Source organism: Atopomonas hussainii (genome assembly GCF_900109735.1).
Taxonomy (GTDB): Bacteria; Pseudomonadota; Gammaproteobacteria; order Pseudomonadales; family Pseudomonadaceae; genus Atopomonas; species Atopomonas hussainii.
Map to the genome: position 1 here is coordinate 42,795 of NZ_FOAS01000021.1, position 14,543 is coordinate 57,337.

General features: G+C 58.0%; 14 protein-coding genes. 5 read left to right on the forward strand and 9 right to left on the reverse strand.

What is annotated here, in order from left to right:
- Nucleotides 1–98 precede the first annotated feature (98 nt).
- Together BMX80_RS16740 and BMX80_RS16745 are read left to right on the forward strand one after the other, a co-directional pair.
- Nucleotides 99–671, forward strand: coding sequence for a LemA family protein (locus BMX80_RS16740; protein WP_071871798.1), 573 nt, complete (start codon nucleotides 99–101; stop codon nucleotides 669–671).
- A gap of 5 nt (nucleotides 672–676) precedes the next feature.
- Complete coding sequence (locus BMX80_RS16745) at nucleotides 677–1,570, forward strand: GIDE domain-containing protein (protein ID WP_074870589.1); 894 nt, start codon at nucleotides 677–679, stop codon at nucleotides 1,568–1,570.
- Between the two features lie 5 nt (nucleotides 1,571–1,575).
- Here BMX80_RS16745 and BMX80_RS17735 read toward each other — a convergent pair whose 3' ends face one another.
- From BMX80_RS17735 to BMX80_RS16755, 3 genes are all read right to left on the reverse strand, one after another.
- Complete coding sequence (locus BMX80_RS17735; RefSeq protein WP_139214200.1) at nucleotides 1,576–1,845, reverse strand: hypothetical protein; 270 nt, start codon at nucleotides 1,843–1,845, stop codon at nucleotides 1,576–1,578.
- A gap of 3 nt (nucleotides 1,846–1,848) precedes the next feature.
- Entirely contained in the window at nucleotides 1,849–3,912 is a 2,064-nt protein-coding gene (locus BMX80_RS16750; protein ID WP_071871953.1) for a putative bifunctional diguanylate cyclase/phosphodiesterase, read from the reverse strand.
- A gap of 208 nt (nucleotides 3,913–4,120) precedes the next feature.
- Nucleotides 4,121–4,462, reverse strand: coding sequence for a zinc ribbon domain-containing protein YjdM (locus BMX80_RS16755; RefSeq protein ID WP_074870603.1), 342 nt, complete (start codon nucleotides 4,460–4,462; stop codon nucleotides 4,121–4,123).
- Nucleotides 4,463–4,676: 214 nt separating this feature from the next.
- Here BMX80_RS16755 and BMX80_RS16760 point away from each other — a divergent pair, with 214 nt between their 5' ends.
- The 3 genes from BMX80_RS16760 to BMX80_RS16770 all read left to right on the forward strand — a co-directional run bounded on the left by BMX80_RS16760 (nucleotide 4,677) and on the right by BMX80_RS16770 (nucleotide 6,916).
- Entirely contained in the window at nucleotides 4,677–6,065 is a 1,389-nt protein-coding gene (locus tag BMX80_RS16760; RefSeq protein ID WP_071871796.1) for a PhoH family protein, read from the forward strand.
- A 127-nt stretch (nucleotides 6,066–6,192) separates the two neighbouring features.
- Nucleotides 6,193–6,675: a cyclic pyranopterin monophosphate synthase MoaC gene (moaC, locus tag BMX80_RS16765; protein ID WP_074870590.1), complete on the forward strand. Its 483-nt coding sequence runs from the start codon at nucleotides 6,193–6,195 to the stop codon at nucleotides 6,673–6,675.
- Entirely contained in the window at nucleotides 6,668–6,916 is a 249-nt protein-coding gene (locus BMX80_RS16770) for a MoaD/ThiS family protein (protein WP_071871794.1), read from the forward strand. Before moaC ends, BMX80_RS16770 begins: the two co-directional genes overlap by 8 nt.
- Before the next feature lie 50 nt (nucleotides 6,917–6,966).
- Here BMX80_RS16770 and BMX80_RS16775 read toward each other — a convergent pair whose 3' ends face one another.
- From BMX80_RS16775 to BMX80_RS16800, 6 genes are all read right to left on the reverse strand, one after another.
- Nucleotides 6,967–10,035, reverse strand: a complete 3,069-nt coding sequence (locus tag BMX80_RS16775; protein ID WP_071872015.1) for an efflux RND transporter permease subunit — start codon at nucleotides 10,033–10,035, stop codon at nucleotides 6,967–6,969.
- On the reverse strand, nucleotides 10,035–11,126 hold the full coding sequence (locus BMX80_RS16780) for an efflux RND transporter periplasmic adaptor subunit (RefSeq protein ID WP_074870592.1): 1,092 nt from the start codon (nucleotides 11,124–11,126) through the stop codon (nucleotides 10,035–10,037). The genes BMX80_RS16775 and BMX80_RS16780 overlap by 1 nt, the downstream gene beginning before the upstream one ends.
- A gap of 163 nt (nucleotides 11,127–11,289) precedes the next feature.
- Nucleotides 11,290–12,696, reverse strand: a complete 1,407-nt coding sequence (rhlB, locus tag BMX80_RS16785) for an ATP-dependent RNA helicase RhlB (RefSeq protein ID WP_074870594.1) — start codon at nucleotides 12,694–12,696, stop codon at nucleotides 11,290–11,292.
- Between the two features lie 91 nt (nucleotides 12,697–12,787).
- Nucleotides 12,788–13,651: a GGDEF domain-containing protein gene (locus tag BMX80_RS16790; protein WP_328586317.1), complete on the reverse strand. Its 864-nt coding sequence runs from the start codon at nucleotides 13,649–13,651 to the stop codon at nucleotides 12,788–12,790.
- Between the two features lie 185 nt (nucleotides 13,652–13,836).
- On the reverse strand, nucleotides 13,837–14,208 hold the full coding sequence (locus tag BMX80_RS16795) for an alpha/beta hydrolase (RefSeq protein WP_083394364.1): 372 nt from the start codon (nucleotides 14,206–14,208) through the stop codon (nucleotides 13,837–13,839).
- 117 nt (nucleotides 14,209–14,325) lie between these two features.
- A partial coding sequence (locus BMX80_RS16800; RefSeq protein WP_139213993.1) for a transposase occupies nucleotides 14,326–14,543 on the reverse strand: 218 nt, incomplete at its 5' end.

Consider the following 14,543-nt stretch of genomic DNA (forward strand, 5'->3'; position numbering starts at 1 on the left):
AAAATTCTCATTAATAGAAACCCCAGGGTGTGGATTCGTTGCTGCCGTAGGCGGAAATGACTCGTTACAATGACCTGTATCAATCAAGGAGTAGAGCGATGTCGAGTTCGAGCATTGTGGTGTTAGTGGTGGTGATTCTGGCGCTGGGTTATGGCGTAGTGCTGTACAACGGCTTGGTTAACCTGAAGCACGGGGTTAGCAAGGCGTGGTCGAATATCGATGTGTTGCTCAAGCAGCGTCACGACGAGCTGCCTAAGCTGGTGGAAACCTGCAAGCAATACATGACTCACGAGCGCACCACGCTGGAGCAAGTGATTGCCGCGCGCAGCGCTGTGGCCAGTGCCCGCGAGCAAGGTGATGTGCCCGCCTTAGGGAAAGCCGAAACCGGCTTGCGCATGGGCTTGGGCCAGCTGTTTGCGCTGGCGGAAAACTACCCTGAGCTGAAAGCCAACGAGAGCTTTCGCCACTTGGCCGAGCGCATCACTGGATTGGAAAACGGCATCGCCGATCGCCGCGAGCTGTACAACGACGCGGTGAACCGCAACAACGTGCGCATCGAGCAATTCCCCGATGTGCTGATCGCCAAGTGGTTTGCCTTTAAAGCGGCCGATTTGCTGCAGTTCAGCGACGCTGAGAAAGCCGATGTCGACATGGCCAAGTTGTTTGGCTGATTAGCATGCAAGAAGCGATTTTTGTTCTGCTGCTCTCGGCGGTAGGCGTGTTCGGTGGCGGCTTTTGGTTTTTCCGCAACCTGTCACGCGCGCGCCTGTTAGAAGACACCCCGACCTCGAAAATCCGCTCCGCCGCGCAAGGCTTTGTCGAGCTGTACGGCACCGTGCAAGGTGAGCCAGAAGCTATGCAGAAGGCGCCGTTGACCGGCACGCCTTGCGCGTGGTGGCGATTCAAGATCGAGGAGCGTACCGGCAGTGGCAACAAGCGCGAGTGGCGTACCGTGGAGAGCGAGGTCAGTGGCGCTAGCTTCTTATTTGCCGATGGCACGGGCACCTGCATGATCGATCCGCGCGGCGCCGATGTTAAGCCGCAGACCAAGCAGGTCTGGAAAGGTAATCAGCGCCACCCGTTGCGGGTTGATACGTTGAGCTTTATCGGCAGTTTTTTTGCTGGCGAATACCGCTATACCGAGGAGCGCTTACATGCGGGCGAGCCGCTGTATGCGCTTGGCCACTTCAGCTCTCACGGTGCCGCGCGCGAAGGGTTTAACGAGGCGCAGGAAGTTGGCAGCGTGGTGCGCGAGTGGAAGCAAGACTACCCAGCGCTTCTGCGCCGCTTCGACTACGACCGCAACGGCGAGCTGGACGAGCAAGAGTGGACACGCATGCGCCAAGAGGCCAGCTGGGAAGCGCAAAAGCGGTTTAAAAGCCGCCTGCGTCAAGGCGACCAACACCGTTTAGCCGACCCCGGTCAGTTGCCGTTTGTGCTTTCAAGCATGGGCGAAGATGAACTGGCGAAGCATTATCGCTGGCATGCACTGGCAGGTTTTGTCGCCGTGTTGGGCGGTACTGGTGGGGTGATTTGGATTTGCCTAAAGAACGGCTGGCTATTGGGTTAATGGCGTTAGTTGCTTAGCGTCTGAATTAAGCCAATAGGCAGCAGCGTGGCGGCGCTGGCGAGCACCAGTAGGCTGGTTTTGATGGGTGTCTGCCGTAAGCACAGCAGCACCCCGGCAAAACCCATGAGGCTAACGGGGTAGGCGAGGATGATCGCTGCGCTTAGCCATGGGCTTGCTGGCGCTAGCGCTTCTACGCGGTAGTAACCCAAGCACGCTGTAGCGGGTAACAGTACGGCAACGCACAGGCGAATGAGGTTTGGCGAAATCGGCAGCAAGGCTTACTCGCTGCCGCGCGCCGCTTGGGTTAGACGCTGGGTTTGCTTCAAGTACAAGGTCAGCTCTTTGGCTGGCAGCGGCTTGCTGTACAGATAGCCCTGGCCTTCGTTACAGCCGTGCTCGATGATGTAGGCCTCTTGTTCGAGGGTTTCTACACCTTCGGCAATCACCTGCATATTCAAGCTCTTGGCCAGCTGAATAATGGCGCGCACGATGGTGGCGTCTTCTTCGTCCTCGAGCAGATCTTGCACGAAGCTCTTGTCGATCTTGATCTTGTCCAGCGGCAGGCTGCGTAGGTAGCTCAGCGACGAGTAGCCGGTACCAAAGTCGTCAATCGCGATCAACGCGCCGGAGCGGCGTAGGCTGTGCAGGTGACGTGCGGCGGCGGTGATGTCTTCCATCAGGCCGGTTTCGGTCACTTCTAGCTCTAAACTCTTGCCCGGCAGGCGGTGGCGCTGCATCAGGTTGCTGACGAGGCGCGGTAGTTCGCTGTGGTGCAGCTGTACGGTGGATAAGTTGACCGCCATGCGCAGCTCGGTAAAGCCTTGGTCATGCCACTCGCGCAGCTGCTGACAGGCTTGGTCGAGCACCCATTCGCCAATGCTGATGATGCTGCCGTTTTGTTCGGCCAGCGGAATGAACTGGTCCGGTGGAATAAAGCCGCGCTCGGGGTGAATCCAACGGATCAGCGCTTCCACACCGATCACCTGATGATTGCGGTAATCGACTTGCGGTTGATACACCAAGTGCAGCTGACCGCGCGGTAGAGCTTCGCGCAGTTCTTGATCCAGCTCGCGGCGCTGACGCATTTCGCTGTCGAGGCTGGCGATGTAGAACTGGTAACGGTTGCGCGAGCGGGTTTTCGCCAGCGTCATGGTTTGTTCGGCTTTTTGCAGCAGTTTTTCCGCGCTGTCGCCGTCATCAGGGAACAAGGTGATGCCGATGGTGGCGCGCAGGCGTACTTCGATTTGCATCAGTACAAACGGCCGGTCGAGGTCGTCGAGCACTTGCTGGGCAAGCGCGGCGGCTTGATACGGCTGATCGATGTCGGTGAGTACTAAAGCAAATTGGTCGCCGCCTAAACGGGCGAGGCCGCCTAGGCCTTCACTGCTGGCGCGTAGACGTTCGGCCAAGGCAATCAACAGGGCGTCGCCAGTCTGATAGCCGTGGGTTTCGTTAATGCCTTTAAAGTCATCCAGGCCCACACACAGCACGGCGATGCCTTTGTGGTGCTTGTTGGCATCTTCCAGCAAGCGCTGTAGCTGCTGTTGCAGCATTAAGCGGTTGGGCAAACCGGTTAAGAAATCGTATTGCGACAGACGCAGCAGGCTGTCTTCGGCCTCGCGGCGCAGGTTGGAGTTGCGCTCGATAGAGGTCAGCAGTTGGTTGGCGGTGGTAATCCACTGGCCTAGTTCGTTGCTTTCATGGCCTTTGAGCATCGGCAGTTGGCGCTGGCCGGGGCGGTCGGGGTTGATGTCCGACAGGTGTTCGATGATTTTCGCCAGCGGTTTGGTCAGCATCCAGTGATAGATGAGGAACAAAATCAACGCCATGGCCATGGCACGCAGGATGCCAGAGATAAAGATAATCACCGAGTTAGACACCAGCAGCTCGCCATAGCCGGCGGTGTCTAGGGTGATGGAGAGGTCGCCGTAGTATTCGCGGTACGGCGCTTGGCCGTAGAGCTTGACCGAATAAGGTTGCTGCTTGGCGAGGATCGGGTCGGTGATCCAGCGGGTCGGCCGTTCTTGCAGCGCGCGGCGTTTTTCTGCCAGCGGTGCTTCACCGGGGTTGCCGATTTCCGCTTCTTGCACGGCTTCGTGCTGGAACAAACCTTCCACCACTTGGCGAGCCATCTCATGGTCGAGGCTGTACACCGCCTGCGTTGAGGGGTCGCGCACCATGGCCAGAATGCGTTCGGCGTCGTGGTCAATGCTTTGTCGTGTTTGGTAAGCGCTGTAGATGATTTGCGCACAGCTCAGCACTATGCCCACTACCAAGGCGGCAAGTAGCACTGCGCGGAGCAGTTTTAACGACAAGCTGTTGGCTGATGAGGTCTGTGGCAAGTCCGGATCCACGCGTTTTATTTTTATAACAGTATTGGCGGCAAACCTTTGACCGTCAAAGGCGCAAAGGCAAAGTAAGGCAATTTTTTACGCACTCGCGGAATGATAAGCAAGTCGCTTGCTTGGCGAACGCTCTTAGCGGGCAAACAGTGACAAACCTTGGCAGCTCAGCTGGGCTGGCGCATGCCAAGGTGGTGCGGGGTTGCGTTTAGGCTTTTTTGACGAATTCGCTTTTCAGCTTCATGGCGCCGATGCCGTCGATTTTGCAGTCGATATCGTGGTCGCCATCGCACAGACGGATGTTTTTCACTTTAGTGCCGACCTTAACCACCAGCGAGCTGCCTTTGACCTTGAGGTCTTTAATCACGGTCACGGTGTCGCCGTCGGCCAGCAGATTGCCGACTGAGTCTTTGATCACTCGCTCAGCATCGCTGCTGTTGGTGCTGCCATCGGCATTCCACTCATGGGCGCATTCGGGGCAGATCAGCATCAGGCCGTCTTCGTAGGTGTAGGGCGATTCGCACTTCGGGCAGGCAGGCAGTTGACTCATGGTGGCTAGCTTAAAAAATGGCGGGCACATAGTTTAAAGCAGCCCAGCGCCGATGGGGTAAATCATCGCTGTGGCGAAATTTTTGCCGGTGAAATAACAATTTTGTCTTAGTGCTGACACAGTTTTTGCGCTAAAGGTTAATTAAGCGCGGAGCAATTCGGGGGGCGAAGCGCACCGCGCCGACCGACCATTCATTGGCAAAGGGGAATGCTCTATGGCCGCACGCGGACGCACGCCGACTCAGCCCACCTGTTACGTTCTCGACACCAATGTTCTGATTCACGATCCCAATGCTTTGCTGAATTTTCAGGAGCACCGTGTGGTGCTGCCGATGACCGTGCTGGAGGAACTCGATCAGCTAAAAAGCGGTAAACACAGCGTGGCTGCCGAATGCCGGCAAGCCATTCGCTTGATCGATAAAGTGCTCGGCGATGCCACGCCCGAGCAAGTGGAAGAAGGCGTGCCGATTATTCGCGATAAGTCAGGCCCCAGCGGCAGCTTGTCGATTCTGATGAATAAACGTGCCGAGCCCATCACCTACCTGCCAGAAAACCTTAACGACAACAAAATCATCAACCAGCTGGTCGAGTTAAAAAGCCGTCGCCCCGGCGGGCGGGTGGTGCTGGTCAGTAAAGACATCAATATGCGCCTGAAAGCGCGTGCCTGCGGGGTGGATGCCGAGGACTACCACACCGACCAGTTGGTCGACGACATCGACCTGCTGCCTAGTGGTTATCACAACGTCGACGGCAGTTTTTGGGATCGTGTGCATAAGGTGGAAACCGAACAAGGCACCGGGCGCACGTGGCATCGCGTGCAGCTGACCGATAATTTGCCCTCGGTGAATATCAACGAGTTCATCATCGATGAGCAGGGGTTTGTTGGCTGGGTTAAAGAAGTCGACGGCAAGAACCTGCGTTTGCTCGACTTACACAAAGAGCCTTTGCTGCACCAAGAGGCGTGGGGGTTAAAGCCGCGCGATATTTATCAAGCCTTGGCGCTGTATAGCCTGCTCGACCCGGATATTCACTTGGTGAACCTCACTGGTGCGGCAGGTTCGGGGAAAACCATTCTGGCTCTGGCCGCCGCCATTGAGCAGACCATGGTGGATAAGCGTTACCGGCGCATAATTGCCACCCGCAGCACGCAAGGACTGGATGCCGATATCGGCTTTTTGCCCGGCACCGAGGCGGAGAAAATGGAGCCGTGGCTCGGCGCCATTACCGATAACCTCGAAGCCCTGCATATGGATGACGAAAGCACCCACGGCAGTGTGGACTACATCCTCAGCAAGGTGCCGATGCAGTTCAAATCGCTGAATTACATTCGTGGGCGCAGCTTTCAGCAGAGCTTTATCTTGATTGATGAATGCCAAAACTTAACCCCGCATCAAATCAAAACCATCATCACTCGGGCCGGTAACGGCACCAAAGTGGTCTGTTTGGGCAACTTGGCGCAGATCGATACGCCGTATTTGTCGGCGCCTAGCTCCGGCTTGACCTACCTCACCGAGCGCTTTAAAGACTTCCCCTTTGGCGCGCATATTCACCTGCAAGGGGTGCCACGTTCGCCGTTAGCGGAATTTGCCGAAGCCAACCTGTAACGCGCAGCCTAACCAACGCCACGCCCTGTAAAGCGCGTGGCGTTTTTTATTCGCGCTTGCTCTGCGTCAGCTTTGCGCGCGCCACTGTGGTTACAATGCCGGTATGTTTGTTTAAGGAGGGCGCTACGTGCTCAGTCATATCGACGCGCAAGGCCAAGCGCGCATGGTGGATGTCACCGAGAAAGCCGTTACCCAACGTAGTGCCACCGCTGAAGCCTGGGTGCGCATGCTGCCGACCACCTTGCAGCTGATCCAGCAAGGCGGCCACCCCAAAGGTGATGTGCTCGCCGTGGCGCGAATCGCCGGTATTCAAGCGGCTAAGCGCACGCCGGACTTAATCCCCTTGTGCCATCCGCTGATGCTCACTTCGGTAAAGGTCGAGCTAACGCCGAGTGGTGCCGACCGCGTGCATATTCAAGCCACTTGCAAGCTAGCTGGGCAAACCGGCGTGGAGATGGAAGCGCTCACCGCCGCCAGCGTGGCAGCGTTGACCCTGTATGACATGTGCAAAGCGGTGGATAAAGGCATGTTGATCGAACAAGTGCGCTTGCTAGAAAAGAGCGGCGGCAAAAGCGGCCACTACCGCGCCGAGGAGGTTAGCGATGCTTAACGTGAAATACTTTGCCCGCTACCGCGAAACACTAGGCAGCGACGGCGAGCAACTGCCGTGGCAAACCGAATGGCAAACCCTAGCCGACGTGCGCGATGCCTTGCTGGCGCGTGGCGGTGCTTGGCAGGTGCTGGCAGAAAGCAGCCTGATGTGCGCGGTGAACCAAGAGCTGGTATCGCTTGAGACCAGCTGCGCCGATGGCGATGAGGTGGCGTTCTTTCCCACTGTGACCGGTGGTTAGGCATTAACACAACAAAGGGGCCAATCAGCCCCTTTGTTGTATGTGGCGGCTTACGCCGTTTGTAGCTGCGGTTTAATGCCGTGGAACAGGGTGAACAGCACCGGCACCACCACGAGGGTGAGTATGGTTGCGGCCGCGAGGCCGAACATGATGACCACGGCCATGCTCTGGAAGAAGGCATCGCCAAGCAGCGGTGCCATACCGAGGATGGTGGTCAGTGCGGCCATGGAGACGGGGCGCACGCGGCTGACGGCGGCATCCACCACGCAATCGAACGGGTCTTTACCGCTCGCCAGTTGCAGGTTGATTTCATCCACCAGCACGATGCCGTTTTTAATCAGCATGCCCGACAGGCTTAAGAAGCCCAGTAGCGCCATAAAGCCGAAGGGAATGCCGGTGAGCAAGAAGCCGGCGGTGACGCCGATGATGGCCAGTGGCACGGTAATCCAGATCACGCTGGCCTGACGGAACGAGTCAAACAGCAGCACGGTGATAATGAACATCACCAAGAAGCCCAGCGGTAACGCGCCGAAAACGGCGGTCTGAGCTTTCTGCGAGTTTTCCAGTTCGCCACCCCATTCAAAGGTGTAGCCGGCGGGCAGCTCGATGGCTTCAATCTGCTGTTGCACGCGAGCCATCATCTGGGGGGCGGTTTGCCCGCTAATGATGCTCGGGTCGGCCATCACGGTTAACGTGCGGTGGCGATTGCGGCGCATTACCAGGGGGTCTTCCCATTCGGTGACAAACTGGCTGACCACCTGGCTAACTGGAATATAGGCGCGTAGTGCCGGGCTCCAGACTTGCAGGTTGTTCATCTGGCTGGCATCTAAGCGCTCACCAGCCGGTGGGCGGGTGATGATGGGCAACATGCGGGTGCCATCGCGGTACAGGCCGACCTGCATGCCGGAGAAATTGGTCAGCAGTACCTGATCCAGCTCCGACTTGTTGATGCCGGTCGAGCGTGCCTGTGCTTCATCCAGCTGGGGGCGGATGACCTTAGTGCGATTGCGCCAATCATGCATAACCCCAGTAGCCACAATGTCGTTGTGCAGAATCTGCTGCGCTTGGTAGCCCAATTGGCGCAGCACCGCCGGGTCGGCGCCGCTAAAGCGGGCCTCGATCTTAGCGCCGCCGCCGGGGCCAAGCATCAGCTGGCGGAACTTCAGGGTGATGTTGGGCAGTGCCTCGGGCAATTGCTGATCCAGAGCGTCGATCAGCGGCAGAATATCCTCCTGACGATGGGTGCGGATCAGCACTTGGGCGTAGTTGGCGTAGGTTTTTTCCGGGTCGTAGGTGAGGATAAAGCGCATCGCGCCCCGGCCAATGGTGCTCACTGCACGGTCGACGCGTGGGTCGGCGAGAATGATTTTCTCGGCGGCTTCGACGGCGGCTTCTGTGTCGCGGATGTCGGTGCCTTGTGGCAGCCAGATATCGGCGAAGAACATCGGCGTGTTGGACGGCGGGAAGAAGCTCTGCCGTACCATGCCGAACCCAGCAATGGCGACGACCAGTAAGCCGGCCAGTAACAGCAACGTAGCCGCGCGGTAACGCATGCAGAAATCCAGCAGCTTGCGATACAGAACGAAAATCACCCCTTTATACGGGTCATTGTCGGCGCTTTCGCCATTGGCGATTTGCTCTTTAAACAACAAGGCGCAGAAGAACGGGGTAATGGTGATGGCCGTTACCCAGCTGAGCATCAGTGAGATCAGCAGCACCTGGAACAACGAATAGCAGTATTCGCCGGTGGCATCGCTGGATAGACCAATAGGCGCAAAGGCCAATACGGCAATCACGGTGGCGCCGAGCAGCGGCATGGCGGTTTGTTTGACGATGGCGTTGGCCGCTTGCAGCTTGCTTTGCCCGCGCTGCAGGCCAACCAAGATGCCTTCGACCACCACAATGGCGTTGTCCACCAACATCCCCAAGGCAATCACCAGAGCGCCGAGAGAAATGCGCTGCAGTTCGATGCCCCACAGCTTCATAAAGACGAAACTGCCAAGCACTGTCAGGGCGAGAATCAGACCGATCAACAAGCCACTGCGTGCGCCCATGAAGATCAGCAAGATGCCGACCACGATCACCACCGAGGCGAGGAAGTTGAGCACGAAGCTCTGTACCGAAGCATCCACCTCGACGGCCTGGTTATAGAAGGTGTCGATGTGCATGCCCGCAGGGCGTTCGCCATCCAGCTCGGCTAAGCGGGCGAGTACTGCATGCCCGGCATTCACCACGTTGACTTTAGGGGCAAACGATACGCCTAGAGCTAAGGCGCGCTCGCCGTTGTAGCGGTACAAGTTGCTGGGTATTTCGGCAAAGCCGCGGCGAATGGTGGCGATATCGCCGAGATAGATCAGTTGGGTGGCGCCCGGTTCGCTGATCAGCACCCGCTCTAGCTCGGCCACTTGGCTAAATTCGCCCGTTGGGTGCAGGCGGATATATTCGCTACCGACTCGCACGCTACCGGCATTGGAGACCACGTTCTGGCTTTGCAAAATGCCAAACACTTGGTCGGGAGCGATGCCTAGGGCGGTCATCTTGGTGCGCGAGATTTCGATCTGCACTTCTTCTTGCAGCGTGCCGTTGAGCGCCACTTTGCCCACGCCGGGTACCAGCACCAGCTCGCGGCGCAGTAAGTCGGCAAAATCGCGTAGCTCTTGGTAGCTATAGCCCGGACCGGAGATGTTTAACCAGACACCGAATACATCGCCGAAATCATCGTTGACCACCGGGGCTTTTACTCCCGGTGGCAGGCGTGGGGTGAGGTCGTTGACCTTGCGCCGCAGCTCGTCCCAGATTTGCGGCAGATCATCGGGGCCGTAGGTGCTTTGAATATCGACGGTGATCTGACTCAAACCATTACTGGAGATGGAGCGGATCTTGTCGATATAGGGCAGCTGCTGGATGGCGTTCTCCAGCGGGTAGGTGACTTCCTCTTCGACCTGTTGTGGCGAAGCGCCGGGGTATTGCGCGGTGACAATGGCGGTTTTGATGGTGAAGGCGGGGTCTTCAAGACGGCCGAGCTCTAAGAACGCGATCATGCCGCCAATGCCTAACAACAAAGTCACCAACCAACTGGTGACTTTGTGCTCGATAAAGTAGCCAGCGAGATTATTCATTACAGCCCCCGCTCGCGAACCCAAGGCTTAACGGCGGCGCCTTCATGCAGTTCGCGGCCGCCAGCGGCAACCACCTGCTCGCCAGCACTTAAACCATCGAGGATCTGAATGCCTTCGCCGCTGATGGGGCCAACGGTGACTGGGCGTTGGTTAACGCGCAGCACACCCGCCGCGTCGGTGCTGGCGACCCACACCACTTGGGTGTCGGCGTCGCTATTGTCGGGGCTGAAGACGGCTTCCACGGGAATCAGCAATGGGGCTTCGCTGTTGTCGTACAGCTTGGCGAAATCGACGATGACCGTGGCGCTCATGCCGGGCAGGGCGGTGAGGTTGGCTGGCTTCTCGAAACTCACGGTGACTTGATAGGACAGCGTCTTAGTGTCGGGAATGGTGGAGAACTCTTTGACCACGGAGTCGAGTAGTAAGCCGCCGGCGCTATCTAAACGCACCTGCGGATGGTAGCCACGGCGCTCGCTGCGCACGCTGGTGAGTAGGTTCTCTGGTACTTGGAAGGTGGCGTCTAAGCGGTTACCTGCTTGGATGGTGGCGATCGGCTGCTTGGCTTGCACAACCTGGAAGTTATCTAGGAAGGTGGCGGCGATCACGCCGTCAAACGGGGCGCGCAGGCGCGTGTAGTCGAGCTCCTGCTTAGCCATTTTCAGTGCGGCCTCAGCGGAATTGAGCTGGGCTTTTTTCTGGTCGTACTCGGCGCGCGAGACCATTTCCCGCTCCACCAGCTTGGCCATGCGTTGGAACTGCGCACGCGCTAAGTCGTAAGTGGCTTGGCGATCTTTGACTTTGAGGGCGTAATCGGCGGGGTCGAGGGCAGCGATCAAGTCGCCTTTCTTCACCGATTGGCCTTGTAGGACAGGCAGCTCTTTTAATTCACCACTCACGCGAAACGACAGTTCGGCCTCTTGGGTGGCTTGAATGCGGGCGGGAAACTCGCGCACTAAGCTGTTGCTCAAGTCGGCCACGCTGATCAGCTTAACCGGGCGCACCACTTCGGCGCTGGGGGGAGCCTCGTCACTGCCGCAGGCAGTCAGTAATAGGGGGAACAGCAAGGCGACGAGAGGTTGGTAGGTGCGCATGGTGTCTCCTAGACGGTGGTGAAGGTGGTCTGACCTCTTCCGGGTCGTTGAAAGGGCCACCGGGGGTGTAGCTTAGTTAGTTGTTGGTTGTGCTGCTGCCAGATCATGTGTGTGTTTGTGTCGTTGAAAAGCAACAGCCCGGTAAGAACCGGGCTGTTGGGGGTTAGGAGCGCTGACGGGGGACGTCGGCGAGTAGCTCCGCCGGCGGCATCTCGCAGGGTAGGCTGCGGCCGAGTTTTTCCCAGATCGGCTCTAGGGCAAAGCTGGAGTCTTCGTCGGCAAAGCTGATTGAGGTGCCGGTGGTGCCAGCACGGCCAGTTCGGCCGATGCGGTGCACGTAGTCATCGGGCACTTCGGGCAGGGTGTAGTTGATCACGTGGCTGACGCCATCCACGTGAATGCCGCGGCCGGCGACGTCGGTGGCCACGAGCACGCGAATCTTGCCTTCGCGGAAGCCTTCCAGCACGCGGATGCGTTTTTGCTGCGGTACGTCGCCAGACATCTGCGCCACGCTGATGCCGTCTTTGCGCAGGCGCTCTTCGATGCGGCTGACTTCCACCTTGCGGTTGGCAAACACCATGACCCGTTCCCAGTTGTTCTGGCTGACCAGGTTGTACAGCAGGGTGTATTTGTCTTGGCGGCTGACCATGTAGACGTGTTGCTCAACGGTATCGCTGGCGACGTTTTCCGGCTCGATTTCGACGATCTGCGGGTTAACCGTCCACTGCTCGGCGAGGTTCATCACGTCATCGGTGAAGGTGGCGGAGAAGAACAGGGTCTGCCGCTCGCCCTTAAACGGAGTCTGACGCACGATTTTACGCACGTCAGGAATAAAGCCCATGTCGAGCATGCGGTCGGCTTCGTCGAGCACCAGCACTTCGACCATATCCAGATGCACGTCGCCGCGCTGGTTGAAGTCCAACAGGCGGCCGGGGGTGGCTACTAAGATGTCGCAGTAACGGGCTTCCAGCTGCTTGCGCTGACGCTCGAAATCCATGCCGCCGACCATGGCCATCACATTCAGGCCGCAGAAGCGGGTGAGGGCTTCGGCATCTTTAGCAATCTGCATGACCAGCTCGCGGGTCGGCGCAATGATCAGCGCGCGCGGCTCGCCCATGTAGCGTTCGTCTGGCGGTGGTAATTGCAGCAGCTGAGTAATGGTGGAGACCAAAAACGCCGCGGTTTTGCCGGTGCCGGTTTGTGCGCGGCCAATGGCGTCGCGGCCTTTTAACGTGTAGCCGAGCACTTGCGCCTGAATCGGCGTGCAGTACTGAAAGCCTTCGCTATGAATGGCGCGCATCAGCGACAGAGGCAGGTTGAAATCGTGGAAGCGGGTTTTGCCTTCTTCCGCCGCTACTGGGAACTCGTCCAGCGACCATGGCGCTTCAACGCTACGCTCGGTTTTTGGCTTGCGCTTGCGTGGCTTGCGTTTTTTGCTGGCGCTGTCTGCGTTGCGGTTGTCATTGTCGCTAGCGGCGCGCGCTGGGTTGGGCGTGGTAGCGGCTGCGGCGGCGCTTGAAGAGGGTTCGCTGGCGTCTTGGCCGATAAATTTTTTCAGTGCTTTAAGCACGGGCGTCTCGGTATGCAAAGTGATAGATGGCGGCAGTTTACGGCATTTGCGGCAAAACGCGCAGTGTTTAAGCAGTAAGGCTGTGTGTCTGTCAAGCGCGGCAAACTTGATTGCGGCCGCGCTGCTTGGCGCGGTAGAGGGCGCGGTCGGCGCGGCTGATTAAGCTAATCAGCGAGTCGCCTTGGCGCATCTGCGCCAGCCCAATCGAGGCCGTAACGCCGGGTAGGGTGCCCATGGGGCAGTGAAACTCGCTGGTTTTCGCTAAACGTTGGCGTAACCGCTGGCCTACTGAGGTCGACTGACGGCTGTTGAGCTCCGGTAGCAGCACTACAAACTCTTCGCCGCCAAAGCGTGCAATGGCGTCTTTGGGGCGTAGCTCGTGGCGCAGTGTGTCAGCCACCAGCATTAAGGCGAAGTCGCCGGCGATATGGCCGTGCTGGTCGTTGTAATCCTTAAATAAGTCGACATCGAGAATCAGCAGATTAAGCGGCAGGTTGTCGTACGCACAGCGGGTGCTTTCGCGCTCGTAAATGTCTTCTAGACGGCGCCGATTGTATAGCCCGGTAAGGCTGTCGATATTGGCGTTTTGCTCGCTAGCGTGCAGTGCTTGCGTGCTATGCCGCAGCCGTTGGCTGAGTAGGTTAATCAGGTTTAAAGCCAGCTGTGGGTAACTTTTTAGTAGGTTAGGTAAGTGGCTTTGGGTAAGGCGCAGCAGGGTGCAAGGTCGGCTGGCGGTGACATAAGCACAGGGTTTTTCTTCTTGGAGAAAGCTCAGCTCACCACAGCAGCTGCCGGCTTTTAAGGTGGCGATAGGCAACGGCTCGCCGGGGCTTAGGTGCACAAGCAGTTCGCCCTCAAGCAGGATAAACAAGGCGTGGTTGTCCTGCTCGGGGTTTAGCAGGGTTTGCCCGGCATCGAGCTGAAGGGTTTGCGCTTGATGGCAAAACGCGCGCATAGCCTTTGCCGGTAGACCTTGAAAGAGGTCCGCCTGCTGAAGTTGCGCTAGCAGTGTCTGCCAGTGGTCGTGCGACATAACAATCCTGCGTTGGCTGGCGTTTGGCCATCCGGCAAGACTGGTTCAGGGTGGGGTAATACGCAAATTGCTCGGCGACGAACGGTAGCCTTAGACCTGTTGGCCGCTCAAGGCAGTCGCTCGCTTAGCCATGTTTGAATCAACTCTAGGCAGCTGGCGGGCACTTCGTGGTAGCCAGCGTGCTGGTAAGCGGTCAGTGACACGCCCAGCTCGCTCAGCGCTGCACAGGCGTGTTGCCCAAGGCGGAATGGCACTACGTCGTCGCGCTGGCCGTGCAGATAGAGCAAGGGTGTTTGTGCAAGGTTGGTCGCATTGGCCGGCTCGCCACTGTTGAGTAGATACGTGGAGAGGCCAATCACCCCCGCCAGTGGTTGTTGCAAGATGCGGTAAGCGCAGTGCAGGGCGACCGCGCCGCCTTGTGAAAAACCCGCCAAGACGATCCGCGAAGGCGCAATGCCGCTAGGGAAACGCTGATTTATTAAGCCTCACACCAGCACCAGTGCCGATTCGCAGCGCAAAATCAGAAAACCAGCTCGATTCCCCGCATGACTAGCGCCTTTTGGCGTTAGCGCAGCCTCCGTAGAGGCCATTTCCCGTCAGCAAGACGGATTTATCCCGTGAGCACGCATCAAATGTCGCTTGGATAGCAGCAAATTCGCGAAGCCAAACAGGCTGAACAGCTGCGCCGTGTTTTTCGTCAGACCGCGATAGCGCGTTTTGCGGTAATGAAACAGATTTTTAACCACGTGAAAGGGATGCTCGACTTTGGCGCGCACTTTGGCTTTCAGGCGTTCTATTTGCTCTTGCAACTGGC

Coding starts and splice junctions, on each gene's coding strand:
- BMX80_RS16740 (WP_071871798.1), top strand. CDS start 99: ATGTCGAGTTCGAGCATTGTGGTGTTAGTGGTGGTGATTCTGGCGCTG.
- BMX80_RS16745 (WP_074870589.1), top strand. CDS start 677: ATGCAAGAAGCGATTTTTGTTCTGCTGCTCTCGGCGGTAGGCGTGTTC.
- BMX80_RS16755 (WP_074870603.1), bottom strand. CDS start 4,462: ATGAGTCAACTGCCTGCCTGCCCGAAGTGCGAATCGCCCTACACCTAC.
- BMX80_RS16760 (WP_071871796.1), top strand. CDS start 4,677: ATGGCCGCACGCGGACGCACGCCGACTCAGCCCACCTGTTACGTTCTC.
- BMX80_RS16770 (WP_071871794.1), top strand. CDS start 6,668: ATGCTTAACGTGAAATACTTTGCCCGCTACCGCGAAACACTAGGCAGC.
- BMX80_RS16775 (WP_071872015.1), bottom strand. CDS start 10,035: ATGAATAATCTCGCTGGCTACTTTATCGAGCACAAAGTCACCAGTTGG.
- BMX80_RS16780 (WP_074870592.1), bottom strand. CDS start 11,126: ATGCGCACCTACCAACCTCTCGTCGCCTTGCTGTTCCCCCTATTACTG.
- BMX80_RS16790 (WP_328586317.1), bottom strand. CDS start 13,651: ATGCGCGCGTTTTGCCATCAAGCGCAAACCCTTCAGCTCGATGCCGGG.